Source organism: Neotabrizicola shimadae (genome assembly GCF_019623905.1).
GTDB classification, from domain to species: Bacteria; Pseudomonadota; Alphaproteobacteria; order Rhodobacterales; family Rhodobacteraceae; genus Neotabrizicola; species Neotabrizicola shimadae.
Genome location: NZ_CP069370.1, coordinates 1,087,122 through 1,113,255, shown reverse-complemented (window position 1 = coordinate 1,113,255; position 26,134 = coordinate 1,087,122). Strand labels below are relative to the sequence as shown.

Annotated in this window: 24 protein-coding genes; 15 read left to right on the top strand and 9 right to left on the bottom strand. The window is 67.6% G+C overall.

The window, feature by feature from the left end; genetic code table 11:
• Window positions 1-3: 3 nt before the first annotated feature.
• From JO391_RS05310 to JO391_RS05300, 3 genes are all read right to left on the bottom strand, one after another.
• Window positions 4-276, bottom strand: coding sequence for a hypothetical protein (locus tag JO391_RS05310; RefSeq protein ID WP_220663151.1), 273 nt, complete (start codon window positions 274-276; stop codon window positions 4-6).
• 166 nt (window positions 277-442) lie between these two features.
• Window positions 443-4,108, bottom strand: coding sequence for a vitamin B12-dependent ribonucleotide reductase (locus JO391_RS05305; RefSeq protein WP_220663150.1), 3,666 nt, complete (start codon window positions 4,106-4,108; stop codon window positions 443-445).
• 504 nt (window positions 4,109-4,612) lie between these two features.
• A complete protein-coding gene (locus JO391_RS05300; protein ID WP_220663149.1) occupies window positions 4,613-5,494 on the bottom strand; it encodes a DMT family transporter in 882 nt (293 codons plus the stop codon).
• Between the two features lie 295 nt (window positions 5,495-5,789).
• On the opposite strand from JO391_RS05300, the gene JO391_RS05295 reads away from it, so the two are divergent.
• The 5 genes from JO391_RS05295 (at window position 5,790) to JO391_RS05275 (ending at window position 9,493) form a co-directional block, all read left to right on the top strand.
• Window positions 5,790-6,197: a Fur family transcriptional regulator gene (locus tag JO391_RS05295; protein WP_220663148.1), complete on the top strand. Its 408-nt coding sequence runs from the start codon at window positions 5,790-5,792 to the stop codon at window positions 6,195-6,197.
• Window position 6,198: 1 nt separating this feature from the next.
• A complete protein-coding gene (locus JO391_RS05290; protein WP_220663147.1) occupies window positions 6,199-7,116 on the top strand; it encodes a DMT family transporter in 918 nt (305 codons plus the stop codon).
• Window positions 7,117-7,153: 37 nt separating this feature from the next.
• Complete coding sequence (eno, locus tag JO391_RS05285) at window positions 7,154-8,431, top strand: phosphopyruvate hydratase (protein ID WP_220663146.1); 1,278 nt, start codon at window positions 7,154-7,156, stop codon at window positions 8,429-8,431.
• Between the two features lie 80 nt (window positions 8,432-8,511).
• A complete protein-coding gene (locus JO391_RS05280) occupies window positions 8,512-9,102 on the top strand; it encodes an rRNA large subunit pseudouridine synthase E (protein WP_220663145.1) in 591 nt (196 codons plus the stop codon).
• The gene (locus JO391_RS05275) at window positions 9,065-9,493 is read left to right on the top strand and encodes a cupin domain-containing protein (RefSeq protein ID WP_220663144.1); all 429 of its coding nucleotides are present in this window, start codon (window positions 9,065-9,067) and stop codon (window positions 9,491-9,493) included. Before JO391_RS05280 ends, JO391_RS05275 begins: the two co-directional genes overlap by 38 nt.
• Here JO391_RS05275 and JO391_RS05270 read toward each other — a convergent pair.
• Complete coding sequence (locus JO391_RS05270) at window positions 9,477-10,568, bottom strand: NAD(P)/FAD-dependent oxidoreductase (protein WP_220663143.1); 1,092 nt, start codon at window positions 10,566-10,568, stop codon at window positions 9,477-9,479. The genes JO391_RS05275 and JO391_RS05270 overlap by 17 nt on opposite strands.
• Window positions 10,569-10,683: 115 nt before the next feature.
• Here JO391_RS05270 and rarD point away from each other — a divergent pair, with 115 nt between their 5' ends.
• On the top strand, window positions 10,684-11,586 hold the full coding sequence (rarD, locus tag JO391_RS05265; RefSeq protein WP_220663142.1) for an EamA family transporter RarD: 903 nt from the start codon (window positions 10,684-10,686) through the stop codon (window positions 11,584-11,586).
• On the opposite strand, the gene JO391_RS05260 is transcribed toward rarD, so the two are convergent.
• Both JO391_RS05260 and JO391_RS05255 read right to left on the bottom strand, forming a co-directional pair.
• On the bottom strand, window positions 11,568-12,335 hold the full coding sequence (locus JO391_RS05260) for a sulfotransferase family protein (protein ID WP_220663141.1): 768 nt from the start codon (window positions 12,333-12,335) through the stop codon (window positions 11,568-11,570). The genes rarD and JO391_RS05260 overlap by 19 nt on opposite strands.
• A complete protein-coding gene (locus JO391_RS05255; protein WP_220663140.1) occupies window positions 12,332-13,438 on the bottom strand; it encodes an anhydro-N-acetylmuramic acid kinase in 1,107 nt (368 codons plus the stop codon). Before JO391_RS05255 ends, JO391_RS05260 begins: the two co-directional genes overlap by 4 nt.
• Before the next feature lie 57 nt (window positions 13,439-13,495).
• On the opposite strand from JO391_RS05255, the gene tyrS reads away from it, so the two are divergent.
• The 7 genes from tyrS (at window position 13,496) to JO391_RS05220 (ending at window position 20,114) form a co-directional block, all read left to right on the top strand.
• The gene (gene tyrS / locus JO391_RS05250) at window positions 13,496-14,746 is read left to right on the top strand and encodes a tyrosine--tRNA ligase (RefSeq protein WP_220663139.1); all 1,251 of its coding nucleotides are present in this window, start codon (window positions 13,496-13,498) and stop codon (window positions 14,744-14,746) included.
• A gap of 99 nt (window positions 14,747-14,845) precedes the next feature.
• Complete coding sequence (gene radA, locus JO391_RS05245) at window positions 14,846-16,204, top strand: DNA repair protein RadA (protein WP_220663138.1); 1,359 nt, start codon at window positions 14,846-14,848, stop codon at window positions 16,202-16,204.
• Between the two features lie 22 nt (window positions 16,205-16,226).
• A complete protein-coding gene (locus tag JO391_RS05240; protein WP_220663137.1) occupies window positions 16,227-16,865 on the top strand; it encodes a CvpA family protein in 639 nt (212 codons plus the stop codon).
• A 98-nt stretch (window positions 16,866-16,963) separates the two neighbouring features.
• On the top strand, window positions 16,964-18,427 hold the full coding sequence (purF, locus tag JO391_RS05235) for an amidophosphoribosyltransferase (protein ID WP_220663136.1): 1,464 nt from the start codon (window positions 16,964-16,966) through the stop codon (window positions 18,425-18,427).
• The gene (locus JO391_RS05230; RefSeq protein ID WP_220663135.1) at window positions 18,424-18,795 is read left to right on the top strand and encodes an iron chaperone; all 372 of its coding nucleotides are present in this window, start codon (window positions 18,424-18,426) and stop codon (window positions 18,793-18,795) included. The genes purF and JO391_RS05230 overlap by 4 nt, the downstream gene beginning before the upstream one ends.
• 101 nt (window positions 18,796-18,896) lie before the next feature.
• A complete protein-coding gene (locus JO391_RS05225) occupies window positions 18,897-19,553 on the top strand; it encodes an SDR family NAD(P)-dependent oxidoreductase (protein WP_220663134.1) in 657 nt (218 codons plus the stop codon).
• Between the two features lie 102 nt (window positions 19,554-19,655).
• Window positions 19,656-20,114 carry a DUF992 domain-containing protein gene (locus JO391_RS05220; protein WP_220663133.1) on the top strand — a complete coding sequence of 153 codons (459 nt, stop codon included), beginning with the start codon at window positions 19,656-19,658 and terminating at the stop codon, window positions 20,112-20,114.
• A 119-nt stretch (window positions 20,115-20,233) separates the two neighbouring features.
• Here JO391_RS05220 and JO391_RS05215 read toward each other — a convergent pair whose 3' ends face one another.
• The 3 genes from JO391_RS05215 to JO391_RS05205 form a co-directional block, all read right to left on the bottom strand.
• Entirely contained in the window at window positions 20,234-20,833 is a 600-nt protein-coding gene (locus tag JO391_RS05215) for a superoxide dismutase (RefSeq protein ID WP_220663132.1), read from the bottom strand.
• Between the two features lie 154 nt (window positions 20,834-20,987).
• On the bottom strand, window positions 20,988-22,508 hold the full coding sequence (exaC, locus tag JO391_RS05210; RefSeq protein ID WP_220663131.1) for an acetaldehyde dehydrogenase ExaC: 1,521 nt from the start codon (window positions 22,506-22,508) through the stop codon (window positions 20,988-20,990).
• A 359-nt stretch (window positions 22,509-22,867) separates the two neighbouring features.
• The gene (locus JO391_RS05205) at window positions 22,868-23,836 is read right to left on the bottom strand and encodes a GAF domain-containing protein (protein ID WP_220663130.1); all 969 of its coding nucleotides are present in this window, start codon (window positions 23,834-23,836) and stop codon (window positions 22,868-22,870) included.
• A 245-nt stretch (window positions 23,837-24,081) separates the two neighbouring features.
• Here JO391_RS05205 and serS point away from each other — a divergent pair, with 245 nt between their 5' ends.
• Together serS and JO391_RS05195 are read left to right on the top strand one after the other, a co-directional pair.
• Complete coding sequence (gene serS, locus JO391_RS05200; protein WP_220663129.1) at window positions 24,082-25,374, top strand: serine--tRNA ligase; 1,293 nt, start codon at window positions 24,082-24,084, stop codon at window positions 25,372-25,374.
• Window positions 25,371-26,084, top strand: coding sequence for a TspO-related membrane protein (locus JO391_RS05195; RefSeq protein WP_220663128.1), 714 nt, complete (start codon window positions 25,371-25,373; stop codon window positions 26,082-26,084). Before serS ends, JO391_RS05195 begins: the two co-directional genes overlap by 4 nt.
• Window positions 26,085-26,134 lie beyond the last annotated feature (50 nt).

Sequence of the window (26,134 nt, the reverse complement as noted above, 5' to 3'; positions counted from 1 at the left end):
CCCCTAGCGCAGCGCCCGGGCGACCAGCATCCCCAGGCCGAAGGCCACCGCCAGCGCGCCGATGGGATGGGCCTTCACCTGCGCCGCCAGTTCCTCATCCAGCGCGCCCAGTTGCCTGGTCAACCGCTCGACCGTGGCCTTCTGGTCCTCGGACAACATCTCTTCGGCCTTGGCGCGCCCCTGCCCCGCCAGATCCTTCAGCCGCGCCTTCAGCGCCGCAATCTCTTCCTGAAGCGCCGCGAATTCGGCCTCGTTCCCCTTGCCGGCTGCCGCCATGACATCCTCCTTCGGGTTGATGCTGGCCCCACTAGACCACCGCGGCCCGGCCGCCGCAAATTCCTTCGAAGGAATTTGCAGGTTTCTTCGAAGAAACTTGCTGGCGCGAAACGGCAACGGCCCTTCCGGTCTGCCGGAAGGGCCGCTCTGTCATTGCGTCAGACTGTCAGGAACAGCCCGACGTCCCGCCGCAGGTGTTGCACTTCATGCAGGTGCCGTTGCGCACCAGCGTGTAGTTGCCGCATTCGCCGCAGGGATCGCCCTCATAGCCCTGCATCTTCGCCTTGGTGCGGGCGTCCATGCTGACCGTGCCGGTGGCGATGGCGGTCGTTGCGCTGTAGCTGACCGCGGCTTCCGAGAAGCCGGTCGAGCCGCCGCCCATGGCCGTCACGCCGCTGATGCCGCCGTTGAACACCACCAGTTCCTGCGGCAGGCGCTTGCGCAGATAGCCCGTGGACGAGATCGACTTCAGCAGCTCCACCGACTTGGAGGCGGCGGTGTCGCTCACCTCGGCGATGTTGCGCTTGCCCTCGTCGTCGCCGCGGCCCAGGTCGTCGAAAGCTGCGCCCTTGGGCTGGACATGGGCCAGGTCGGTGCGGTCGAGATAGCTGACCGCCAGTTCCCGGAAGATGTAATCCAGGATCGAGGTGGCATTCTTGATCGCCTCGTTGCCCTGCACCATGCCCGCGGGCTCAAAGCGGGTGAAGGTGAAGGCTTCGACGAATTCCTCAAGCGGAACACCGTATTGCAGGCCGACGCTCACAGCGATGGCGAAGTTGTTCATCATCGCCCGGAAGCCCGCGCCTTCCTTGTGCATGTCGATGAAGATCTCGCCCAGACGCCCGTCGCCGTATTCGCCCGTGCGCAGATAGACCTTGTGGCCCCCGACAATCGCCTTCTGGGTATAGCCCTTGCGGCGTTCCGGCAGCTTCTCGCGGTTGGTGCGGATCACTTCCTTGACGATGATCTTCTCGACGATCTTCTCGGCCAGGACCACGGCCTTCTCCTGCGCCGAGCCGGTGGCCAGCACCTCTTCGGCCTCCTCGTCGTCCTCCACAAGGGCAGAGGCCAGCGGCTGGCTGAGCTTGGACCCGTCGCGGTAGATGGCGTTCGCCTTGATGCCAAGCGAATGAGACAGTTCATAGGCCGCCAGCACATCCTCGATCGAGGCGGCGTTCGGCATGTTGATCGTCTTGGAAATCGCGCCCGAGATGAAGCTCTGCGCCGCCGCCATCATGTGGATGTGGCTTTCCACCGACAGGAACCGCTTGCCGGTCTTGCCGCAGGGGTTGGCGCAGTCGAACACCGAAAGGTGCTGCGGCTTCAGGAAGGGCGCGCCCTCCAGCGTCATCGTCCCGCAGACATGGTCGTTCGCCGCGGCGATCTGCGCCTTGGTGAAGCCCAGGTGCGTCAGCAGGTCGAAGGTCGGGTCCGCCAGCTTTTCCGCCGGGATCCCCAGGGTGCCCGAGCAGAAATCCTGCCCCAGGGTCCACTGGTTGAACACGAAGCGGATGTCGAAGGCACTCGGCAGCGCGGCCTCGACCTTCTCGATCTCGGCCGGCCCGAAGCCGTGGCCGATCAGCGCGGTGTGGTTGATCCCCGGCGCCTGCGCCAGCGAGCCATGGCCCACCGCATGGGCCACGATCTCGGCGATCTGGTGGCCCGGATAGCCCAGGGTTTCCAGCGCCGCCGGCACCGACTGGTTGATGATCTTGAAATAGCCGCCGCCGGCCAGCTTCTTGAACTTCACCAGCGCGAAATCCGGCTCGATGCCGGTGGTGTCGCAGTCCATCACCAGCCCGATCGTGCCCGTGGGCGCGATCACCGTGGTTTGCGCGTTGCGATAGCCATGCTCCTCGCCGAGGCGCAGCGCCTCGTCCCAGGCCGACCGCGCCAGCGCGATCAGGCTCGCATCCGGGCAGTTCACCGCATCCAGCGCCACCGGGTTCACGTTCACGCCCTCATACCCGCTCGTCCGGCCATAGGCCGCCATGCGGTGGTTGGCGATCACGCGCAGCATATGCGCTTCGTTGCGCTTGTAGCCGGGGAAGGCGCCAAGCTCTGCCGCCATCTCGGCCGAGGTCGCATAGGCGATGCCGGTCATGATCGCGGTCAGTGCGCCGCACAGCGCCCGGCCTTCCGCCGAATCGTAGCCCAGCCCCATGTTCATCAACAGGCCGCCGATATTGGCATAGCCCAGGCCAAGGGTGCGGAAGTCATAGCTGAGCTGCGCGATTTCCTTCGACGGGAACTGCGCCATCATCACGCTGATCTCCAGCGTGATCGTCCACAGCCGGCTGGCATGGACATAAGCCGCCGAATCGAAACGACCGTTCGCAAAGAACGTCAGCAGGTTCATCGAGGCCAGGTTGCAGGCCGTGTCGTCCAGGAACATGTATTCCGAGCACGGGTTCGATCCGCGGATCGGCCCGTCCGCCGGGCAGGTGTGCCAGGCGTTCACCGTGTCATGGAACTGGATGCCAGGGTCGGCGCAGGCCCAGGCGGCATGGCCCACCATGTCCCACAGTTCCCGCGCCTTCACGGTCTTCGACACCTTGCCATCGGTGCGCCGCATCAGCGCCCAGTCGGCATTGTCCTTCACCGCCTTCAGGAAGGCATCCGTCACCCGGACCGAGTTGTTGGAATTCTGGCCCGACACGGTGACATAGGCTTCCGAATCCCAGTCCGTGTCATAGGTCGGGAACTCGATCGAGGTATAGCCCTGCTTCGCGTATTGCAGCACGCGGTTCGTGTAGGTGTCCGGGATCATGGCCTTTTTCGCCGCCCGGATCGCCGTTTTCAGTCCCGCGTTCTTCGCCGGATCCACCGCGTCTTCGGCCCGCCCGTCCCAGGCGCCGATCGCCTTGAAGATGTCGTTCAGCCGCGCCTCATGCGCCTTCGAGCCCGCCACCAGCGAGGCGACCTTCTGCTCCTCGATGACCTTCCAGTTGATAAAGGCCTCGATATCGGGGTGATCCATGTCGCAGATCACCATCTTTGCCGCGCGCCGCGTGGTGCCGCCCGACTTGATCGCGCCCGCTGCGCGGTCGCCGATCTTCAGGAACCCCATCAGGCCCGAGGACTTGCCCCCGCCCGAAAGCTTCTCGCCCTCGCCGCGCAGGGACGAGAAATTGGTGCCGGTGCCCGAGCCATACTTGAACAGCCGCGCCTCGCGGACCCACAGGTCCATGATGCCGCCCTCGTTCACCAGATCGTCCGAAACCGACTGGATGAAGCAGGCATGGGGCTGCGGATGCTCATAGGCGCTGTCCGACTTCACCAGTTTGCCCGTGGCATGGTCCACGTAGAAATGGCCCTGGCTCGGGCCGTCGATGCCATAGGCCCAGTGCAGCCCGGTGTTGAACCACTGGGGCGAGTTCGGCGCCGCCATCTGCCGCGCCAGCATGAAGCGCATTTCGTCGTAATAGGCCTTCGCGTCGGCCTCGGTGCTGAAATAGCCGCCCTTCCAGCCCCAGTAGGCCCAGGCACCGGCCAGCCGGTCAAAGACCTGCCGCGCCGAGGTTTCGCCGACAAACCGCTCGCCCTCGGGCAGCGTGGCCAACGCGGCCTCGTCGGGGACAGACCGCCACAGGAACTCGGGCACGCCCTTCTCGCGCACCTTCTTCAGCCGCGCCGGCACGCCGGCCTTGCGGAAATACTTCTGCGCCAGAACGTCCGAGGCCACCTGGCTCCAGCCCTCGGGAATCTCCACGGAATCGTTGCGGAACACCACCTTCCCGTCGGGATTGCGGATTTCCGAAGTGGTCACGGCGAAAGCCATTTCGCCATAGGCGCCGGTTTCCGGCTTGGTTAACTTGCGCTCGATCTTCATCTGCCCCAATCGCTCCTTCGTCCCGTCCCCGCGGGTTGTCCATCCTCAGACAAGGACACGCAAAACCCGTCCCGCCCGGTTCCGGGCAAGGCTTCCGCACGATCACGTCTGCGGCAGTTTTTGGCTTCTGATGTCCCCGTCCCGGCCGCCGCGCCACCACTACATCTGGTGTCTGCATCGACCGCTTCGTCAAACTGTCGTAATCGTCGGAACCGTTCAACGGATATTTTACCGTTATCCCCAACATTTTCGGCTTGACGGGACTCAGACCACTAAGGGTGGTGTGCCGGCACAGGGCGGCGCGGAGCCATCAACAGAATCGCAGGCCCTGTCCGTCTCATCGCTGTCCCATTCGAACCTGTGGAAAACTCGGCCAGATGCATTGATTTGCTCGGCCAAGTTGCGCTGCCGGATGAACTGCCGCGCAGGTCTCGCCCCCGGTCAGGGCAAGAGACTCACGCGCGCCGGGCCGTGACGCGGCTGCAACAGCAAAGCCGATTGCGCCTATGCCTTCCGATTGATCAGCGTGATTCCGGCGCCCACCAGGGCGGCCGCCACGATCAGCCCCGGTGCGGGCTGCGTGCCGAAGATCAGCCAGTCCAGCCCGATCGCCAGCAAGGGTGTCAGGAACGAGAAGCTTGCCACGACAGCCGCCGGATAGACGGACAGCAGCCACAGCCAGGCGATGAAGCCCCCGGCCACCACAACGCTCGCCTGAAACAGCAGACCGGCCAGGTGCAACGGTTGGAAGTCCCGCACCAATGGCCCGAAGGCCGGCGCCAGCGCCAGCAGGATCGGCCCCGAGACCAGCACCATCCAGAACAGCTGCATCTCCGGCCCCTCCTTGGCCATCATCGGACGGCGGGCAAGATACGCAGTCGAAGCCCAGCCCAGCGCGGCCAGCAGGCCGAAGACATCGCCCGCCAACGACCCGCCTTCCCCGGCACCACGGCCAAGAATCGCCACCGCCGTGCCGGCAAAGGCCAGCAGCAGACCCACCGCCTTCATTCGGGTGATGCGCTCGCCCGGCAGCCCGAAATGCGCCATCACCGCAAACCAGAGCGGCATGGAATAGAACAGAACGCTGGCGCGGCCCACGGAGGTCAGGTCCAGCGCCATGAAAAGGCTCAGGAACTCGCCCGCGAAGGCCGCCCCGATCAACAGGCCCGTGGGCCAGACCGCCCGGCTCAGCCGCGGCGGACGCCCGCGCCAGACCAGCCAGGCCCAGACGAAGAACACCGCCAGAACCGACCGCAGCCCGGCAAAGAACACCGGCTGCAACCCGGCATTCACCAGCTTCACCACGATCTGGTTGAAGGCCAGAAGCGCCTGCACCGCCAGAAGCGCCGCCAGCCCCACGCCATCCAGTGCCGGTTTGCGCTGCATCGTGTTCCCCTGTCCGGTCGGCGCCGACCCATGCGCCCGCCCGCCAGGAAGGTCAAGCCGCGCAGGCGAACGGGGGGCGAGGGCGAATTTCTTCGAAGAAAATTGCGCCAGGCTCATGACGCAGTTTTCTCCGCAGCTCGGACAATTCCTAACGCCAAGTTAATCCGATCTCGCAACGCATTGAAATCATTATGCCCAACCAAGCGTCCGAGCTCGGACGCCCTCGCCTCCCTTCGGGGTGGAGCCGCGCGACAGAATGGCTTAAACGGGGGTCCATGCCGCGACGGACCCGCCCATGACCCAGGACATCATCGCCCGCTGCGAGGCCCGTGGCCTGCGCATGACCGACCAGCGCCGGATCGTCGCCCGCGTGGTGGGCGAGGCCGAGGACCACCCCGACGTCGAGGAACTCTACGCCCGCGCCGCCAAGCTGGACCCCCGCATCTCGCTGGCCACCGTCTACCGGACGGTGAAGCTCTTCGAAGAGGCGGGCATCCTGGAACGGCTGGAATTCGGCGACGGTCGCGCCCGCTACGAGGACGCCGACCGCGACCACCACGACCACCTCATCGACGTCGCCACCGGCGAGGTCATCGAATTCGTCGACCCCGAGATCGAGGCACTTCAGGAGCGCATCGCCGCGCGCCTGGGCTACCAGCTCATCGGCCACCGCCTGGAACTGCTGGGCCGGAAGAAGACCTGACATGCCCCGCCACCTCGCCGCCCCGGATGCGTCGGGCAACCTGCGCGGCATCCTTCTCATGGTCGCCTCGATGGCCCTCTTCGCCATCGAGGACATGTTCCTCAAGCTCGCCGCCGCCAGCCTGCCGGTGGGCCAGATCATCTTCGTCTCGGGCGCCTTCGCCATCCCGGTCTTCTGGGCGCTCGCCCGACGCGAAGGCGCGCCCTTCCTCACCCGCGACCTGCTGCACCCCGCCCTCCTCTTGCGGAACCTGGGCGAGGTGGTGGGCTCGCTCGGCTATGTCGCCGCCCTCGCCGCCGTGCCCCTCTCCACCGTCTCGGCCGTGCTGCAGGCCACGCCGCTGGCCGTGACGATGGGCGCGGCCCTGTTCCTGGGCGAAAGGGTCGGCTGGCGGCGCTGGACCGCGATCCTCGTTGGCTTCGCCGGCGTCCTGCTGGTTGTGCAGCCGGGCGGCGCCGAGTTCCGCCCGCAGGCGCTGTGGGTCCTCGTCACCGTCGCCGGCATCGCGCTGCGCGACCTTGCCACCCGCGCCGTGCCCGCCCGCATCACCACCCACCAGATCAGCGCCTGGGGCGTGACCTCGGTGGCCCTCCTCGGCCTCGCCATGATGGCCATCACCGGCAAAGGGCAGCTGCCCAGCCTGCCCGAAACCGCCAGCCTCGCCGGCGCGCTGGTCTTCGGCACCTCGGGCTACTGGGCCATCACCGCCGCCATGCGCGAGGGCGAGGTCTCGGTCGTCTCGCCCTTCCGCTACACCCGCCTGGTCTTCGCCATGTCGCTCGGCATTCTCGTCTTCGCCGAACGCCCCGATGCCCTCACCCTGTTCGGCGCGGCGGTCATCATCGGTTCGGGCCTCTACGCCTTCGCCCGCGAACGCGCCCGCAAACGAGCGCTTTCCCAAAGCCCTTCCGCGGGGTAAGACGCGCGCGAGAGCACCTCCACCCCGGGAGACCCCCATGAGCACGATCATCGACATCCATGCCCGCGAGATCCTCGACAGCCGCGGCAACCCCACCGTCGAGGTGGACGTGACGCTGGAAAGCGGCGCGCAAGGCCGCGCTGCGGTGCCCTCGGGCGCCTCGACCGGCGCGCATGAGGCGGTGGAGCGCCGCGACGGCGACAAGTCGCGCTACCTGGGCAAAGGCGTGCTGGAGGCGGTGGCCGCCGTCAACGGCGAAATCGCCGAGGAACTGGTGGGCTACGACGCGTTGGAGCAGGTCGGCATCGACCGCACCATGATCGAGATGGACGGCACGCCGAACAAGGGCCGGCTTGGCGCGAACGCCATCCTCGGCGTCTCGCTGGCCGTGGCCAAGGCCGCCGCCGCCTTCACCGCGCAGCCGCTGTATCGCTATGTCGGGGGCACCTCGGCCCGCGTGCTGCCCGTGCCGATGATGAACATCATCAACGGTGGCGCCCATGCCGACAACCCGATCGACATCCAGGAATTCATGATCATACCGGTCGGCGCCGCCGACATCCGCGATGCGGTGCGCATGGGTTCGGAAGTGTTCCACACGCTGAAGAAGCTTCTCTCCGGCGCGGGCTACAACACCGGCATCGGCGACGAGGGCGGCTTCGCCCCGGCGATCCAGTCCACCCGCGAGGCGCTGGACTTCATCCTGAAGGCCATCGAGAAGGCCGGCTACAAGCCCGCCGAAGACATCTATCTGGCGCTCGACTGCGCCTCGACCGAATACTTCAAGGACGGCAAGTATCACCTTGCCGGCGAAGGCAAAGTGCTCTCTTCGGTCGAGAACGTCGAATACCTGGCCGGCCTTGTCTCGGACTATCCGATCATCTCGATCGAGGACGGCATGGCCGAAGATGACTGGGAAGGCTGGAAGATGCTGACCGAGGTTCTGGGCGGCAAGATCCAGCTGGTGGGCGACGATCTCTTCGTCACCAACCCGCGCCGCCTCGCCGAAGGCATCGCGCGCGGCTGCGCCAATTCCATGCTGGTGAAGGTCAACCAGATCGGCACCCTGACCGAGACTCTGCAGGCGGTCGAGATGGCCCACCGCGCCCGCTACACCAACGTGATGAGCCACCGCTCGGGCGAGACGGAAGACAGCACCATCGCCGACCTTGCCGTCGCCACCAACTGCGGCCAGATCAAGACCGGCTCGCTGTCGCGCTCGGACCGTCTGGCCAAGTACAACCAGCTGATCCGCATCGAGGAAATGCTGGGCGAGACCGCCGAATACGCCGGCCGGTCGATCCTGAAGGCATGAGCCTGCGGAGGGCGCAGGGGTCTTTAGCCGACCCTTGCGCCCCCGGTTCCCTTTTGCAGGGCATCGTGCGACAGAACGCCATGCCCCGCCTGATCCTCCTCAACAAGCCCTATGACGTGCTCTGCCAGTTCACCGATGGCGAGGGGCGCAAGACCCTGGCCGATTTCGTGCCGGTGAAGGGCGTCTATGCCGCCGGGCGGCTGGACCGCGACAGCGAGGGGTTGGTGGTGCTGACCGACGATGGCCGCCTTCAGGCCCGCATCAGCGACCCCGCCCACAAGGCGCCCAAGACCTATCTCGTTCAGGTCGAGGGGACGGTCAGCGAAGACGCCCTCCAGACTCTGTGCAGGGGCGTGACCCTGAACGACGGCCCCACCCGCCCGGCCCAGGCCCGCACCATTGCCGAGCCGCCGGGTCTTTGGCCGCGTGTGCCGCCGATCCGGGTCCGCAAATCCGTGCCCGATGCCTGGATCGAACTCACCCTCACCGAAGGCCGCAACCGGCAGGTCCGCCGCATGACCGCGGCCGTAGGCCTGCCCACCCTGCGCCTGATCCGCTGGTCGGTGGGCGACTGGTCGCTGGACGGCCTCGCCCCCGGCCAGTGGCGCGACATTCCCCTGCCCGGAGCCCCCGATGCCGCAAGACCCCGACGCGCTGATCGCCGCGCTTGAGCTTCAGCCCCATCCCGAAGGCGGCTGGTATCGGGAAACCTGGAAAGGCCCCGAAGTGAACGGCCGCGCCACCGGAACCGCCATCCTGTTCCTGCTGAAGGCGGGCGAGCGCAGCCACTGGCACCGCGTCGATGCTGATGAGATCTGGCTCTGGCACGCCGGCGCGCCCCTCACGCTTTCGCTTTCGGCCAGCGACGATGGCCCCGCCCGGCATGTGCAGCTTGGCCCCGATGTGCTGGCCGGCCAGTCGCCGCAGATCGTCGTTCCGGCGCATCACTGGCAGGCGGCGGAAAGCCTCGGCGCCTTCACGCTGGTCAGTTGCACCGTCTCGCCCGGCTTCCGCTTCGAGGGCTTCACCCTCGCCGCCCCCGGCTTCACGATCCCCGGCTGATCAGCCGGTCGGGCCGGAACGGCGCCCATTCGGGCAGCACCCGGCCCTCCAGCATCTCGGCCGCCAACCCTTCGGCCACCAGCGGCCCGAGCGTCACGCCGGAATGCAGGACCGCCATCCACAGGCCCGCCAGCCCCGGCACCGGCCCAACGGCAGGCAACCCGTCGCCCGGCACCGGCCGCTCCGCCATCATCAGCGAATGCAGCCGCAGGTCGAGGCCGGGGAACATCGCGCGCAGCCGCGCAATGGTCGCGGCGGCCAGTTCGGCGGGGGGCGTGGTGATGGCCTCGGCGGTATCGCCCTGATGCGCGGCAGAGGTCGGGCAGAGGATGTGCCCGCTCGCCTCCTGCCGCACCTCGGGGCCATCCGAGGCGAGGATCGCCGATAAGACCGGCGGCAGCGCCTGGGTACGCACCATCGCGCCGGGCCGGCGCAGCATGGGAAAGGCAATGCGCTCCGCTGCCAGCAGGCCCGCCGTCGCCACGCCCGTGGCCAGCACCACCCGGTCGGCGGCGATGACGCCCTGCGCCGTCCGCACCCCCGCCACCGCATCGCCCCGCCGCACCAGCCCCAGCACCGGGCAGCCAGTCAGCACCAGGGCCCCCGCCGCCGCGGCATCGGCCAGCAACACCCGCGCCAGATGCGCCGGATCGACTGCACCCTCATCGGGGAACCACAGCGCGCGGTCCGGCAGCAAAGCCAGCGCCGGCTCCCGCCCGGCCAGCCAGCGGCACGTCACCTCCTCCACCGCATACCCCAGCCGGATCAGCTCTGCCGCCATGCGGTCGAAGCCCGCGCCCTGATCCTCCCACCAAAAGCAGCCGCTCCAGCGATGCCCCGTGCCGGGCAGCGCCGCCTCCAGCCGCCGGTGCGCCGCCATGCCGGCCAGGCGCAGGCGGAAATGATCCTCGTTCAGGAAGAAGCTCGCGTTGATCCAGCCGAAGCTGCGCCCCGAGGCGAGCGAGGCCGGCACGCCCGCCTCCACCACCGTCACCCGCGCCCCGCCTCGCGCCAGCGCCCGCGCGACACCCGCGCCGATCAGCCCGGCGCCCACCACAAGAACATGCTCTGCCATGCCGCCACGCTGCCAGCGCCCCGCGCCGTCGGCAAGGTGCCCATCGCATCCGGTGATGAATCCTTGTGCGAATTTGCATTGGCCTTCCCCCGCGCCTCGGCGTATTGCCAGCGCCATGAGCCTGAAGCCCAACGAAGACAGCCCCAAGGGGCTGGCCCTGGCAATCCTTGCCTATGTCCTGTGGGGCTTCCTGCCCTTCTACATGAAGGCGCTGGCCCACATCCCGCCGCCCGAGGTCATCGCCCACCGCGTCATCTGGTCGGTCCCGATCGCGGGCGCGGTGCTGTGGTACACCGGCCGCACCGCCGACCTTGGCCGCGCGCTCCGCACCCCGCGGATGCTGGGCATGGGCGCGATCACCGCGGCGCTGATCTCGGTCAACTGGGGCATCTATGTCTGGGCGATCGGCTCGGGCCATGCGCTGGATGCAGCACTTGGCTATTACATCAACCCGCTCTTCTCGGTCTTCCTGGGCGCGCTTCTCCTCGGCGAAAGGCTCACCCGCATCCAGATGGCCGCCATCGCCCTGGCCGGGCTCGCCGTGGCCATCCTCACCTGGGATGCCGGCCGCCTGCCCGTCGTGGCGCTTGGCCTGACCGTGACCTGGGGCTTCTACGCCTATTTCAAGAAGTCCCTGCCCATCGGCCCGAACCAGGGATTCCTCTTGGAAGTCCTGCTGCTGACCCCCTTCGCCATCGCCTACATCGCCTGGCTGGCGGCCACCGGACAAAGCCACTTCACCGCCAGCACCACCGACACGCTCCTGCTGGTGGGCTGCGGCCTCGTCACCGCCGGGCCGCTGATGATCTATGCCAACGGCGCCAAACTGCTGCGGCTTTCGACCATCGGCATCCTGCAATACATCGCGCCGACCATGATCTTCCTGATCGCGGTCTTCGTCTTCGGCGAGCCCTTCGGCCAGGCCCGCATGATCGCCTTCCCGATGATCTGGGCGGCGCTGGTGCTTTACACCGGCTCGATGCTGCACAGCGCGCGGCGTCAGGCCGCCGGATCGTAACCGAAGGCGCGGAAATCCTCGGCATACAGGCGGGCAAGGATGTCCCGCGCCTCGTCCGTCACCAGGGTCGCGGCGCGTTCGCCCGCCCCGGTCGGCCCCGGCCCAGCGCGGCGGAACACCAGCCGGTGATCCGGCCCGAAGCCCAGGGTCACGATGCGCCCCAGATCCGCTTCCAGCCGCTCGAACCGGCCGATCAGGTCGAACCGCTCCAGCGGCAACAGCAGAATCCCGCTTTGCGGCGCCCAATGCATGTCGTGCCACAACCCGCCCGCCTGCAAATAGCGGCAGAAGTCGGTAAAGCTCGGCTCCCGCTCGGTGCCGAACCAGCGGTAGAACAGGCGTGACTGCATGGTCCGGCCGGCGATCTTGTCTAGATAGGCCGACAGCGTCCGCGTCACCGGATGCCGTACCAGCGTGCAGGTGAACCAGTCGCGCGCCAGATCCTCCACCATCGCCCGGCCCATGAGCGAAGGCCGGGGAAAGCGAGATTTCGCATCGGTCCCGCGCTCCAGAAGCGGGCGATAGGCGCTTTGCGCTGCCAGTTCCGCCACCACGGTGGAATTGGCAGCCTTGGGAATCCGGTTGTAGAAGACCCGCTCGGTCGGGATCACCACGCCGCGCGGATCGACCTTGGTGATCGGCATCTGCCCGGCATAGGGAAAGCGCCGGTAGAAGGGCAGAAGGCTGTGCGCGGCCCAGTTCAGCGGCGCATCGCGCAGCCGCCAGGACGACGGAACCGGGGCGTTCACGCGCTCTCTCCCGGCCGGCTCACTTTGCCGCCCCCGACCGCCGCTGCAACGCCGGTCGTGCCGGGGGCAGAGGTCGGCAGTCCCCGCGCCACGCGCACAGCGAGATAGGCAAAAGCCTGCGCCTCCAGCATGTCGCCATCGAAGCCAAGGGCCTCGACCGGCTGCACTTCGGCCGCCATGCGGCTCGCCAGCGCCTCCATCATCGCCGCGTTGCGCCGCCCCCCGCCCGTCACCAGCACCCGCGCCACGGGGGCAGGGAAATGCTCAGCCCCCCGCGCCACGGCCGCCGCCGCAGCCGCCACCAGCGTCGCCGCGGCGTCGGCGTCGGACAATTCGCGCACGGCATCAAGAATGCCGTGGAAGTCGTTGCGATCCAGGGATTTCGGCGGCATCCGGTAGAAATACGGATGTTCCAGAAAGGCCGTCACGACCGCCGCATCCACCCGGCCCGCAGCCGCCAGCGCGCCGCCTTCATCCTGCGCCTGCCCAAGCCGCGCCAGCATCAGGTCATTCACCGGCGCATTGGCCGGCCCCGTGTCAAAGGCCAGCAACGCTCCCGGCTCCTCGGGCGCGGCATGGCGCGGGTCCACCCAGGTAACATTGCCCACGCCGCCCAAGTTCAGGAAAGCCACCGGCAGCGCCTCGCCGGCATGGCGGGCGAGCGCATGGTGATAGAAGGGCGCCAGCGGCGCGCCCTGCCCGCCCAGTTCCACATCGGACGACCGGAAGTCCCAGACCACCGGCATCCCCAGCACCTCGGCCAGCAGAGCGCCATTGCCCGCCTGATGCGTGCCGCGCCCGCGCGGCTCATGCGCCAGGGTCTGGCCATGGAACCCCGCGATCTCCACCCCGGAAAACCGCGCCATCAGCTCTGCATGGGCGGTCTCCACCACTTCCGCCGCCTCGGCCACGCCCGGCTCGCCCGGCCAGCGTCCGAAGGTCGCCCGGATCACCGCCCGCTCGGCCTCGGAATAGGGGCGATAGGCCGTGGGACCGAATTCAAGCACCCGGCTGCCATCGGTCAGCAGCATCGCCGCATCCACCCCGTCCAGCGAGGTGCCCGACATCGTGCCAAGCGCCCAGACCGCGCCGCCCCTCAGCATCTTTCCCTTCTCCCCACGGCGTCTTATACCCCTGCCCATCCCATGCACGAGCACACCATGACCTACCACCCCAAATCCGATTTCCTGCGCGTGATGATCGAGCGCGGCTTCCTGGCCGATTGCACCGATTATCAGGGCCTCGACGAGGCGCTGGTCAAGGGGGTGGTGCCTGCCTACATCGGTTACGACGCCACGGCGCCCAGCCTGCATGTCGGCCACCTGATGAACATCATGGTCTTGCGCTGGCTGCAAAAGACCGGACACAAGCCGATCACGCTCATGGGCGGCGGCACGACCAAGGTGGGCGATCCCTCCTTCCGGTCCGAGGAGCGCCCGCTGCTCACGCCGGAAAAGATCGACGAGAACATCGCCGGCCTGAAGCAGGTTTTCGCGCGCTACCTCTCCTACGGCGGTGGCGCGACCGATGCCATCATGCTGAACAATGCCGAATGGCTGGACGGGCTGAACTACCTCGATTTCCTGCGCGACATCGGCCGGCATTTCAGCGTCAACCGGATGCTGTCCTTTGAATCGGTGAAGTCCCGGCTCGACCGCGAACAGTCGCTCAGCTTCCTCGAATTCAACTACATGATCCTGCAGGCCTACGACTTCCTGGAAATCCACCGCCGCTACGGCTGCCTGCTGCAGATGGGCGGGTCGGACCAGTGGGGCAACATCATCAACGGCATCGACCTGACGCGACGGGTGATCGACAAGGAAATCTTCGGCCTCACCACGCCGCTTCTGACCACCTCCGACGGCCGCAAGATGGGCAAGTCGGCCTCGGGCGCGGTCTGGCTCAACGGCGAGATGCTGTCGCCCTACGAATTCTGGCAATTCTGGCGCAACACCACCGATGCCGACGTGGGCCGGTTCCTGAAGATCTTCACCGAACTCCCGGTCGAGGAATGCGATCGCCTGGGTGCCCTGGAAGGGTCCGAGATCAACCAGGCCAAGATCCTGCTCGCCAACATCGCCACCACGCTCCTGCACGGGGAAGAGGCGGCAAGGGCCGCCGAGGCCACGGCGCGCGAGGTCTTCGAAAAGGGCGGCATCGGCGACGACCTGCCCACGGTCACGCTCCATGCGGCGGATGTCATGGACGGCATCTCGCTGGCCCAGCTCTTCGTGCGCGCGGGCCTCGCAAAATCGGGCAAGGACGCCAAGCGGCTGATCGCCGAAGGCGGCGCGCGGATGAACGACGATCTGGTCAGCGACCCGTCGAAGGTGCTGCACGCGGGCGAACTGGCCGATCCGGTGAAGCTGACCGCAGGCCGCAAGCGCCACGCCCTGGTGGTGCTGGAGTGACCGCCTGGGGAGGGCGCGTTTCCCGCGACAACGCCGGCAACCGGACGGTCCGCGAAGACTCCCGCCCACCCCGATACCTCGCACAAGGATCGTAGGCCAATGGCCAGGCCAGCCGCCAGCTTCACCTGCACCGCCTGCGGCGCCGTCCATCGCAAATGGGCGGGCCGCTGCGACGCCTGCGGCGCCTGGAACTCCATCGTGGAAGAGGCGCCCCTCTCCGCCGGACCCAAGGGCCCCACGCTGAAGGGCCGCAGCATCGCGCTGTCCGACCTCTCGACCGCCGAACCGCCCCCGCCCCGCATCGCCTCGGGCCTGTCCGAACTGGACCGCGTGCTCGGCGGCGGCCTCGTCCCCGCCTCGGCCATCCTCGTCGGCGGCGATCCCGGCATCGGCAAGTCCACGCTCCTTTTGCAGGCCACCGCGGCTTACGCCCGCCGCGGCCTGTCCTGCCTCTACATCTCGGGCGAGGAAGCCTCGGCCCAGGTGCGGATGCGCGCCGCGCGGCTCGGCCTCTCGGACGCCCCGGTGAAACTCGCGGCTGAGACCAGCCTGCGCGACATCCTCACCACGCTCGATGCCGAACGCCCCGGCCTCGCCATCATCGATTCGATCCAGACCATGTGGCTCGATTCGGTCGAGGCCGCGCCCGGCTCGGTCTCCCAGGTCCGCGCCGCCGCGCACGAGCTTGTCACCTTCGCCAAGCGGCGCGGCGTGGCGGTCATCCTCGTGGGCCACGTCACCAAGGACGGCCAGATCGCCGGCCCCCGCGTGGTGGAACACATGGTCGACTGCGTCCTCTATTTCGAGGGGGAGCGCGGCCACCAGTTCCGCATCCTGCGCGCGGTGAAGAACCGCTTCGGCCCCGCCGACGAGATCGGCGTGTTCGAGATGACGGGCGCGGGCCTGTCCGAGGTCACCAACCCCTCCGCGCTCTTCCTCTCCGAACGCGGCGCCCCCACCGCCGGCTCTGCCGTCTTCGCCGGCATCGAAGGAACGCGCCCGGTCCTGACCGAAATCCAGGCCCTCGTTGCTCCTTCACCCCTCGGCACCCCGCGCCGCACCGTCGTCGGGCTCGACTCCGGCCGCCTCTCCACCATTCTCGCCGTGCTCGAGGCGCGCTGCGGCATCCCCTTCGCGGGGCTGGATGTCTTCCTCAACGTCGCCGGCGGCTTGCGAGTCACCGAACCCGCCGCCGATGTCGCCGTGGCGGCGGCCCTCCTGTCGGCGCGAGAGGATGTGGCAATTCCGCCAGATACCGTGCTTTTCGGCGAGATCAGCCTCTCGGGCGCGCTGCGCCCCGTGGGCCAGACCGAAAACCGGTTGAAAGAGGCGTCGAAACTTGGTTTCTCACGGGCCATTGCGCCGTCCCGGTCAAAAACCGGCGAGCATCCGGGCATCACAGTCACGGAAATGCCCGATCTGACGGCGATGGTCGGACAGATGTTCGGGGCGGGCTGACCCCCCGGCAGGAGCGGTAGGCATGGACGGTTTCACCCTCATCGACGCGGTGGTCGCGGGCATCATCGTGCTCTCGGCCGTGCTCGCCTATTCGCGCGGCCTGGTGCGCGAGGTTCTGGCGATCGCGGGCTGGGTCGGTGCCGCCGTGCTCGCCTTCGTCTTCGCCCCCGCGGCCGAGCCTCTGGTGCGCGAGGCTCCGGTGATCGGCGATTTCCTGGGCGACAGCTGCGAACTGTCGGTGATCGCCGCCTTCGCCGCCGTCTTCGCCATCGGCCTCGTCATCGCCGCGCTCTTCACGCCGCTTTTTTCCTCGGTGGTGCAGCGCTCGGTCCTCGGCGGGCTCGACCAGGCGCTCGGCTTCCTCTTCGGCGTACTGCGCGGCGTGGTCCTGGTGGCCATCGCCTTCCTCGTTTATGACCGCGCCGTCGCCGCCAACACCGTGCCCATGGTGGACGACTCGCGCTCGGCCAAGGTCTTCGCCTCGTTCCAGGCCAAGATCGACGAAAACGTGCCCGAAGACGCCCCCGGCTGGATCGTCCGCCAGTACGAGGCGCTGGTCGCCTCCTGCCCCGCGCCAGGCACCCCGGTCGCCCCGGCCGCGCCTGCGGAACCGGCAGCAGAACCTGCCCCGGTCGAACCCGCGCCCGCCCCCGGCAACTGATCCCTGCCGCATCGCAGCATCGTCACCGCATGAGGGGGTGACTTCCGTCCCGGCGCGCCCTAAATGGGGCGCGTCACATGCAAGGATTCGGAGGCCCCATGCGCCCGTTCCTCTCCCACCCCTTCGATGACGACAAGCTCAAGGAAGAGTGTGGCGTCTTCGGCGTGGTGGGCCTCGCCGATGCCGCGAACTTCGTGGCCCTCGGTCTCCATGCGCTGCAACATCGCGGCCAGGAAGCGGGTGGCATCGTCACCTATGACCCGGAAGACGGCTTCAACTCGGCCCGCCGCTTCGGCTACGTGCGCGACAACTTCACCAAGGCCGATGTGATGGCAACCCTGCCAGGCTCCATCTCCATCGGCCATGTCCGCTATTCCACCGCCGGCTCCAAGGGCGCGACGGCCATTCGCGACGTGCAGCCCTTCTTCGGCGAATTCTCGATGGGCGGCTGCGCCATCGCGCACAACGGCAACCTCACCAATGCGGCGGCACTCCGCCGGGAACTGATCGAGCGTGGCTCGATCTTCCAGTCCTCATCCGACAGCGAATGCATCATCCACCTGATGGCGCGGTCGATCCAGAAGACCATCGCCGAACGCATCAAGGACGCGCTGCGCCGGGTCGAAGGCGCCTTCTCGGTCGTCGCCATGACGCGCACGAAACTCATCGGCGTGCGCGATCCCCTGGGCGTGCGCCCGCTGGTCCTGGGCCGCGTGGGCGATTCCGGTTGGGCACTCTCGTCGGAAACTTGCGGTCTCGACATCATCGGCGCCGACTTCGTGCGGGAAATCGAACCGGGCGAGATGGTCATCATCGAAGGCAACAAGGTCGAAAGCACCCGCCCCTTCACGCCCGCCCCCTCGCGCTTCTGCATCTTCGAACAGGTCTATTTCTCGCGCCCCGACAGCATCATCGGCGGCCGCTCGGTCTATGAAACCCGCCGCCAGATCGGCGTGGAACTGGCGCGCGAAGCGCCGGTCGAGGCCGATCTCGTCTGCCCCGTGCCAGATTCGGGCACACCGGCCGCCATCGGCTACAGCCAGGAAAGCGGCATCCCCTATGCCATGGGGATCATCCGCAACCAGTACATGGGCCGCACCTTCATCGAGCCCACGGAATCCATCCGCAACATGGGTGTCCGGCTCAAGCTCAACGTCAACCGCGCACTGATCAAGGGCAAGCGGGTGATCCTGGTGGACGATTCGGTCGTGCGCGGCACCACCAGCCGCAAGATCAAGGACATGATCCTCGAAGCCGGCGCGGCAGAGGTGCACTTCCGCATCGCCTCGCCCCCAACCGCCTGGCCCTGCTTCTATGGCGTCGATACGCCCGAACGGTCCAAGCTTCTCGCCGCCACCATGTCCGAAGACGAGATGCGCGACTGGATCGGTGTGGACAGCCTGAAGTTCATCTCGCTCGACGGATTGTACCGCGCCGCCGGCGAAGCCGCGGGCCGCGACCCAAAGGCCCCCCGCTTCTGCGACGCCTGCTTCTCGGGCGACTACCCGGTGGCACCCTTCGACAAGATCGAGGAAGGCTTCCAGATGAAGGCTGCGGAATGACCGCGGCGGAGGTCGACGCCTATCTCGCCGGCCTCCCCCAGGACCAACGCGATGCGCTTGAAGACCTGCGCAAACGCCTGAAGTCCCGCCTGCCCGACCACATCGAATGTCTCAGCTATGCCATGCCCGGCTTCCGCCAGCCGGGGCCGAAGGGCAAGATGGTCGTGGGCTATGCCGCCTTTGCGCGGCACCTCGGTCTCTATCCCCATTCCGGCTCGGTCATCCCGCTGATCGACTGCGCCCCGTTCAAGACCTCGAAAAGCGGCGTGCTCTTCACCCCCGCCCACCCGCTGCCCGACGCGCTGCTCGACGCAATCCTGCGTCTCAGGCAGGACGAAATCGCCGCAGGCTACGGCCGACGCGGCTGACCGGTCTTGCCCTCGGGCGGCCGCTCCCCTATCCCCCCAGCATCCTGGCGCATGGCCCCGAAAGGGGCCGCCCGGTGCGCCGCAAGCAATCTGGAAACCCCATGTCCCAACGCCTTGCCCTCGTCACCGGAGCCTCGCGCGGCCTTGGCGCCGCCCTTGCCGAGCAGCTGGCGCTGCGCGGGTGGCACGTTGTCGCCGTCGCCCGAACCGTGGGCGGTCTGGAAGAGCTCGATGACCGGGTCAAGGCCGCTGGCCTGCCCGGCGCGGGCGGCCTGACCCTTGCGCCGATGGACATCACGAACGACGACGCCATGCGCCACCTCTGCCGCTCGATCTACGACCGGTGGGGTGCCCTGCACCTCTGGATCCATCCCGCCGTCCACGCGGCCCCACTCGCGCCGATGGGCTCGCTCGACCAGAAGGACTGGGAGAAATCCATCGCCACCAATGTCCGCGCCACCGGAATGCTGATCCCCATGGTCGAACCGCTCCTGCGCGCCGGCCAGGGCAGCGCGCTCTTCCTCGACGACCCCCGCGCGGGACAGAAGTTCTTCGGCGCCTATGGCGCCACCAAGGCCGCGCAGATCGCGCTGGCCCGCAGCTGGCAAGCCGAAACCGCCCGCATCGGCCCCCGCGTCCTGGTCGAAACCCCGGCGCCCATGCCCACCGCCACCCGCGCCCGCTTCTTCCCCGGCGAGGATCGCTCCGCCCTTGCCGACCCCCGGCAGGAAGCCGCGCGTCTCGTCGGCCTGATCTGACCGATCGCCCACAGGTCGCGACATCTCAGGCTTTCCCCGGCGGAACCTCCCATATATGGTGCGCACCACGGGACCGTCCCGTACAATCAGGGATCATCGAGCATGAAGTACACCGTATCCGCCCTCGTTCTCGCCATGGGCCTCGCCGCCTCCGCCGCACATGCCGATGGCGGCGTGAAGGTCGGCGAACTGACCTGCAAGATGGATGGCGTCAAGAACGACATCGTCTACACCAAGGAAGAATTCGCCTGCGTCTTCACGCCCACCTCGGGCGACACGCAGACCTACACCGCCGTGCTGAAGGAAGTGGGCGTCAACCTTTCCATCACCAAGGACAACACGATGGTCTGGGGCGTCCTCGCGCCGACCGACAAGCTCGACTCGCCCGACGTGCTGAAGGGCACCTATGTCGGCGGTTCGGGCGCGGTCGAAGTGGGCGGCGGCGTCTCGGCCAACGTCCTGGTCGGCGGCGGCAACTCGATCACGCTGCAACCGATCTCGGTCTCGGGCATGGTCGGCGTCGGCGCCTCGCTCGGCATCTCCTCGCTCGAGATCAAGTGACCCCACGCCACCACTGACAGGCAAACGCTGCCGGATCGCTCCGGCGGCGTTTTCCATTGCCCGGGCCTAGGAAGAAGGGCGCCCACCAGGGCGCCCCTCAGACCTCAGGCCGATCCTCCTTACAGGCGGGCCGCAACGGCCTCCCAGTTCACCAGCTTCTCCAGGAAGTTGGTCAGGTAAGCCGGCCGCTTGTTGCGGAAGTCGATGTAGTAGGAGTGTTCCCACACATCGCAGCCCAGAAGCGCGGTCTGGCCAAAGCACAGCGGGTTCACGCCGTTCTCGGTCTTGGTGATCTTCAGCGCGCCGTCCTTGTCCTTCACGAGCCAGGCCCAGCCAGAGCCGAACTGGCCGGCACCGGCGGCGGCGAAATCTTCCTTGAACTTGGCGACCGAGCCGAAGCTTTCCGCCAGCGCCAGTTCCAGCTCGCCCGGCATCTTCTTCTCGCCCGGCCCCATGATCTCCCAGAACAGATTGTGGTTCCAGTGCTGCGAGGCGTTGTTGAAGATGCCGTTCTGCGCCACCGCACCGGCCTGGTAGGTGCTGGTCACGATGTCCTCAAGGCTCATCGCTTCGTATTCCGAGGCAATGAGCAACCGGTTCAGGTTGTCCACATAGGCCTTGTGGTGCAGGTCGTGGTGATACTCCAGCGTCTCCTTCGACATGCCAAGGGGCGCCAGCGCGTCATGGGCATAGGGAAGGTCGGGAAGGGTGAAGGCCATGGTCCTGTCCTCGCGTTAGGGATGCCTGCGACATAAGGGCATTGTCTGCGGCAAGGTCAAGAGACGCCGGCCCAAAGCCGCCCGGGCGACCAAAGGCAAGGGGGCCGCGCTGCCGCGGCCCCCTCCCCGACCGATCCCCCAAGAGGGCAAGGGATCAGAAGAACCCCAGCTTGTTCGGGTTATAGCTGACCAGCATGTTCTTGGTCTGCTGATAGTGGTCCAGCATCATCTTGTGCGTCTCGCGCCCGATGCCGGACTGCTTGTAGCCGCCAAAGGCCGCATGCGCCGGATAGGCGTGGTAGTTGTTCACCCAGACGCGGCCGGCCTCGATGGCGCGGCCAAAGCGGTAGGCGCGGGTGCCGTCGCGCGTCCAGACGCCGGCGCCCAGGCCGTACATCGTGTCATTGGCGATGTGCAGCGCCTCTTCCTCGGTCTTGAAGGTGGTGACGGAAACCACCGGCCCGAAGATCTCTTCCTGGAAGACCCGCATCTTGTTGTGGCCCTTCAGGATGGTCGGCTGGATGTAGAACCCGTTCGCAAGATCGCCGTTGAAGCGCGCGGCATCGCCGCCCACCAGAACCTCCGCACCTTCCTCGCGACCGATGGCCAGGTAGGACATGATCTTGTCATGCTGCATCTTGCTGGCCTGCGCGCCCACCATGGTGGCCATGTCGCGCGGGTCGCCCTGCTTGATCGCCTTCACCCGGGCAATCGCGCGCTCGATGAACGCCTCGTAGATGTCTTCCTGGATCAGCGCCCGCGACGGGCAGGTGCAGACCTCGCCCTGGTTGAAGGCGAACAGCACGAAGCCTTCCACCGCCTTGTCCAGGAAGGCATCATCCTGCGCCATCACATCGCTGAAGAAGATGTTGGGCGATTTGCCGCCCAATTCCAGCGTCACCGGGATCAGGTTCACCGTCGCCGCTTCCATGATCTTGCGCCCGGTGGCGGTCGATCCGGTGAAGGCAATCTTGGCAATCCGGTTCGAGCGCGCCAGCGCATCGCCCGCCTCGGCGCCAAAGCCATTGACGATGTTCAGAACGCCGGGCGGCAGGATGTCGGCCACCAGTTCCGCCAGCACCATGATCGCCGCCGGGGTCTGCTCGGCCGGCTTCATCACGATGCAATTGCCCGCCGCCAGCGCCGGCGCCAGCTTCCAGGCCGCCATCAGGATCGAGAAGTTCCACGGGATGATCTGGCCCACAACGCCCAGAGGCTCATGGAAGTGATAGGCCACGGTGTCATGGTCGATTTCCGACATCGTGCCTTCCTGCCCGCGCAGCACGCCGGCAAAGTACCGGAAATGGTCCACCGACAGCGGAATGTCGGCCAAGGTCGTCTCGCGGATCGGCTTGCCGTTGTCCCAGGTCTCGGCGGCGGCCAGAAGGTCGAGGTTCGCCTCCATCACATCGGCGATCTTCAACAGGATGTTCGACCGGTGCGCCGCGCTGGTCTTGCCCCAGGCGCCCTTGGCGGCATGGGCGGCATCCAGCGCCGCCTCGATGTCGGCCGCGCCGGACCGCGCCACCTCGCAGACCACCGCCCCGGTGATCGGCGTGATGTTGTCCATGTAGCGCCCCGACTTCGGCGGCACGAAGGCCCCGCCGATGAAGTTGTCGTAACGCGTCTTGAAGGGCGACACGGTGCGGAAGTCTTTCTGCGTGATCTGGTTCATGGCGATTCTCCCTCTCGTGGCCAGGCTCCCCGCCCGGTCCTGAAATCACCTTGAAGCGGCGGGCCGTGCAGGTCATCCGGGGGGAACCAGCCCGCAAGGACGACCTGTCTCGGAACTGAGACAGGTGGAGCGGATGCCGATCATTCACGATCGAAACGTCGCCCCCGGTGCCACTTGCGCGCCGAACAGGGCGGCCTCCAGTGGAGGCCGACCCGGCGCGTTGGCGATTTGTCAGCAAATCGCCAAGGGGCTCCCCGATATTCCTGCCCGTCTTGCGCACGGGCGGTCTTGTCGCAAATGTCGCGCCGTGCCCGAGGTGATGGCCTCGGGCAATACCCGACCGAAGGCGCACCAAGGCCTCAGACCGGCCGATGTTCCTCGATGCCAAGCCGCTTCATGCGCCGGTACATCGTCGCCCGGCCCAGGCCAAGCGCCCGCGCCGCTTCCGAGACATTGCCGCCCGCCCGCGCCAGAGCGCAGATCACCTCGGCCCGCTCCGCCTGATCCAGCCCAGCCGGGCCGCTGTCCTGCCCCATCAGGTCCACCAGCGGCATGGGCCGCAGCGCGCCCTCCACGGCCAGCCCGTGCTGGCGCCGCGCCTCGCGCGTGGCCCCGGCCACCAGCCCGTCGGCATCCACCGCCAGAAGCGCCGCGCCCGCCGGTTCATCGCCACGCCCCAGCACGATGCGATGGCGCGGAAAGGCCGCGCGGAACAGATCGGATTCGATCTGTCGCGCCACGCGCGTCACCATCGCCTCGATCAGCCGGTTGAACCCCTCGGTCTGGTCGGCCCGCGCGGAACTCACGTCCAGCGCCGCCACCAGTCCGCCCTCCGGCCCGAAAACCGGCGCGTCGATGCAGGACATCGCCGTGTTGCGGCTCATGTAATGCTGGTCGCGGTGGATGGTCACCGCGCGCCTTTCGGCCAGGCAGGTGCCGATGCCGTTGGTGCCCTGCGCCGCCTCGCTCCAGTCATGGCCGGGCGCCAGCCCCCAGGACCCGAAGATGCCGCTGTCGGCCGCGCTGGAACGGCTGTCGATCACCAGCCCCTCGGCATCGGTCAGAAGGATGCCGCAGCCACAATGGCCCACCATGGCGTGCAAATCGTCCAGACGGCCGCCGGCAATTGCCAGAAGCGCGCCCATCTCCTCGCGCCGCTCGCGCAGCCGGTCATGGTCGGGCGCGGGCGCAGGGCGGCCCCGCGCCGGATCCAGCCCGTGCTTGTGGTAAGACCGCTGCCAGGACGCCGCCAGCCGCGAGCGCGCCGCGGCCGAGGCCGAGGCGACGGTGGACAGCACGCGCTCAACATGGGCTCCCTGCACGGACATCTCTTCCCTCCCTCTCCCGGTCACGGATAACACCCGCCGGGAAGGTTTCGCGCAATTGTCCAATGGTCGCAGGGCCTGCGCCGGGGGCGGGGCCGTGTGGACATTCGTTAAGTCCAAGTTAATTCGCGCACGCAACCTATTGATTTCAAATGGATCAGCAAAGCGTCCGAGCTCGGACGCCTGCCACCCTTCCCCCGGATGCCGGCTTCTGGCATAAGCCCCCTGACGACCGCCAGGAGGCCCCCATGCACGACATCCGCCTGATCCGCGAGACCCCCGCCGCCTTCGACGCGGCCCTCGCCCGCCGTGGCCTGGCCCCCCTCTCGTCCGAAATCCTGGCCCTCGACGAGGACCGCCGCGCCAAGATCCTGGCCGCCGAAACCGCCCAGGCCGACCAGAACCGCGCCAGCAAGGAGGTCGGCGCCGCCAAGGCCCGCGGCGACGAGGCCGAGTTCGACCGCCTCCGCGCCCTGGTCGCCGAAAAGAAGGCCGAGATCGCCCGCCTGACCGCCGAGGCCGCCGAGGAAGACGACCGCCTTCGCCGGATGCTCCTCGAAATCCCGAACCTCCCCCTGGGTGAGGTGCCGGACGGCAAGGACGAGGAGGACAACGTCGAAATCCGCCGGTGGGGCAGCCCCCGGACCTTCGACTTCCAGCCCCTCGAACACTTCGACATCCCCGCCGTGAAGCCCGGCATGGACTTCGAGACCGCCGCCAAACTCTCCGGCAGCCGCTTCGTCGTCCTCAAGGGCGCCGTGATCCGCGTCCATCGGGCGCTGGCCCAGTTCATGCTGGACACCCACATCGCCGAACACGGCCTGACCGAGACCTGGACCCCGGTGCTGGTCAAGGAGGAGGCCATGTACGGCACCAACCAGCTCCCGAAGTTCGCCGAGGACAGCTACCAGACAACCAACGGGTGGTGGCTGATCCCCACCTCCGAGGTGACCCTCACCAACACCGTGGCCGGCGACATTGTGGACGAGGCCAAGCTCCCCATCCGCATGACCGCCCACACCCAGTGCTTCCGCTCCGAAGCCGGCAGCGCGGGCAAGGACACCACCGGGATGCTCCGCCAGCACCAGTTCGAGAAGGTCGAGATGGTGACGATCTGCACCCCTGACACGGCCCTCGCCGAACACGAACGCATGACCCGCTGCGCCGAGGCGATCCTGGAGAAGCTCGGCATCCCCTACCGCACCATCGTCCTTTGCACGGGCGACATGGGCTTCGGCGCGCAGAAGACACATGACCTTGAGGCCTGGCTTCCCGGCCAGAACAAGTACCGCGAGATCTCCTCTGTCTCGACCTGCGGCACCTTCCAGGCCCGCCGCATGAACGCCCGCTTCCGCCCCGCATCGGGTGGCAAGCCGGAACACCTCGCCACGCTGAACGGTTCGGGCTTGGCCGTGGGCCGCTGCCTGATCGCCGTGCTGGAAAACGGCCAGCAGGCCGACGGCTCGGTTGACCTTCCGGCGGCGCTGCACCCCTACCTGGGCGGCAAGACCCGCATCGCGGCAGACGGAACGCTGGTGTGACCGGCGGCACATTCCGCGCGGCCCTGTTGTGCGCGGCCACGTTGGCCTTTGGCGCAGCGCCCTTCGTGACCCCGCCCTTCACCGGCTATGACCCGACCCTGTTCCCGGTGCCGATCGACCGGCCGGCGATCCAGCCCGCGGGCTATGCCTTCTCGATCTGGGCGGTGATCTACCTCTGGCTCGCCGCCCATGCCCTGTTCGGCCTGCTGCGCCGCCCGGACGATCCCGCCTGGGACCGGGTCCGCTGGCCCCTGACGCTTGCCGTCGGGCTCGGCTCTGTCTGGCTTTCCATCGCCGGGGCCAGCCCTGGATGGGCCACGCTGGCCATCTGGATCATGCAGGCCGCGGCGCTGACCGCATTCCTGCGTGCCGATACAAGCCATGACCGATGGCTTCTTTCCGCGCCGCTCGCCATCCTCGCGGGGTGGCTGTCGGCGGCGGCGGCGGTCTCGACCGGGGTTCTGGTGGCGGGTTACGGGCTCCTGTCCAACCAGATGTCCGCCATCGCGATGCTTGCCCTGGTGCTGGCCCTGGCCGTGACCACGCAGCGCCGCAAGCCGGGGATGCCGGTCTATGCTGCCACGGTGATCTGGGCGCTGGCCGGGGTCATCGTGGCCAACGCATCCGACCTGCCCATCATTGCGGCGGCGGCGGGACTGGTCGCTCTTGCCCTGGCCTTCCTTCTGTGGCGGCAGCGCCAAGCGGTCTGAGCCTTCGGGTGCATCGTCTTGAAGAATCCCCTGCCCCGCCGTAAGCGGGC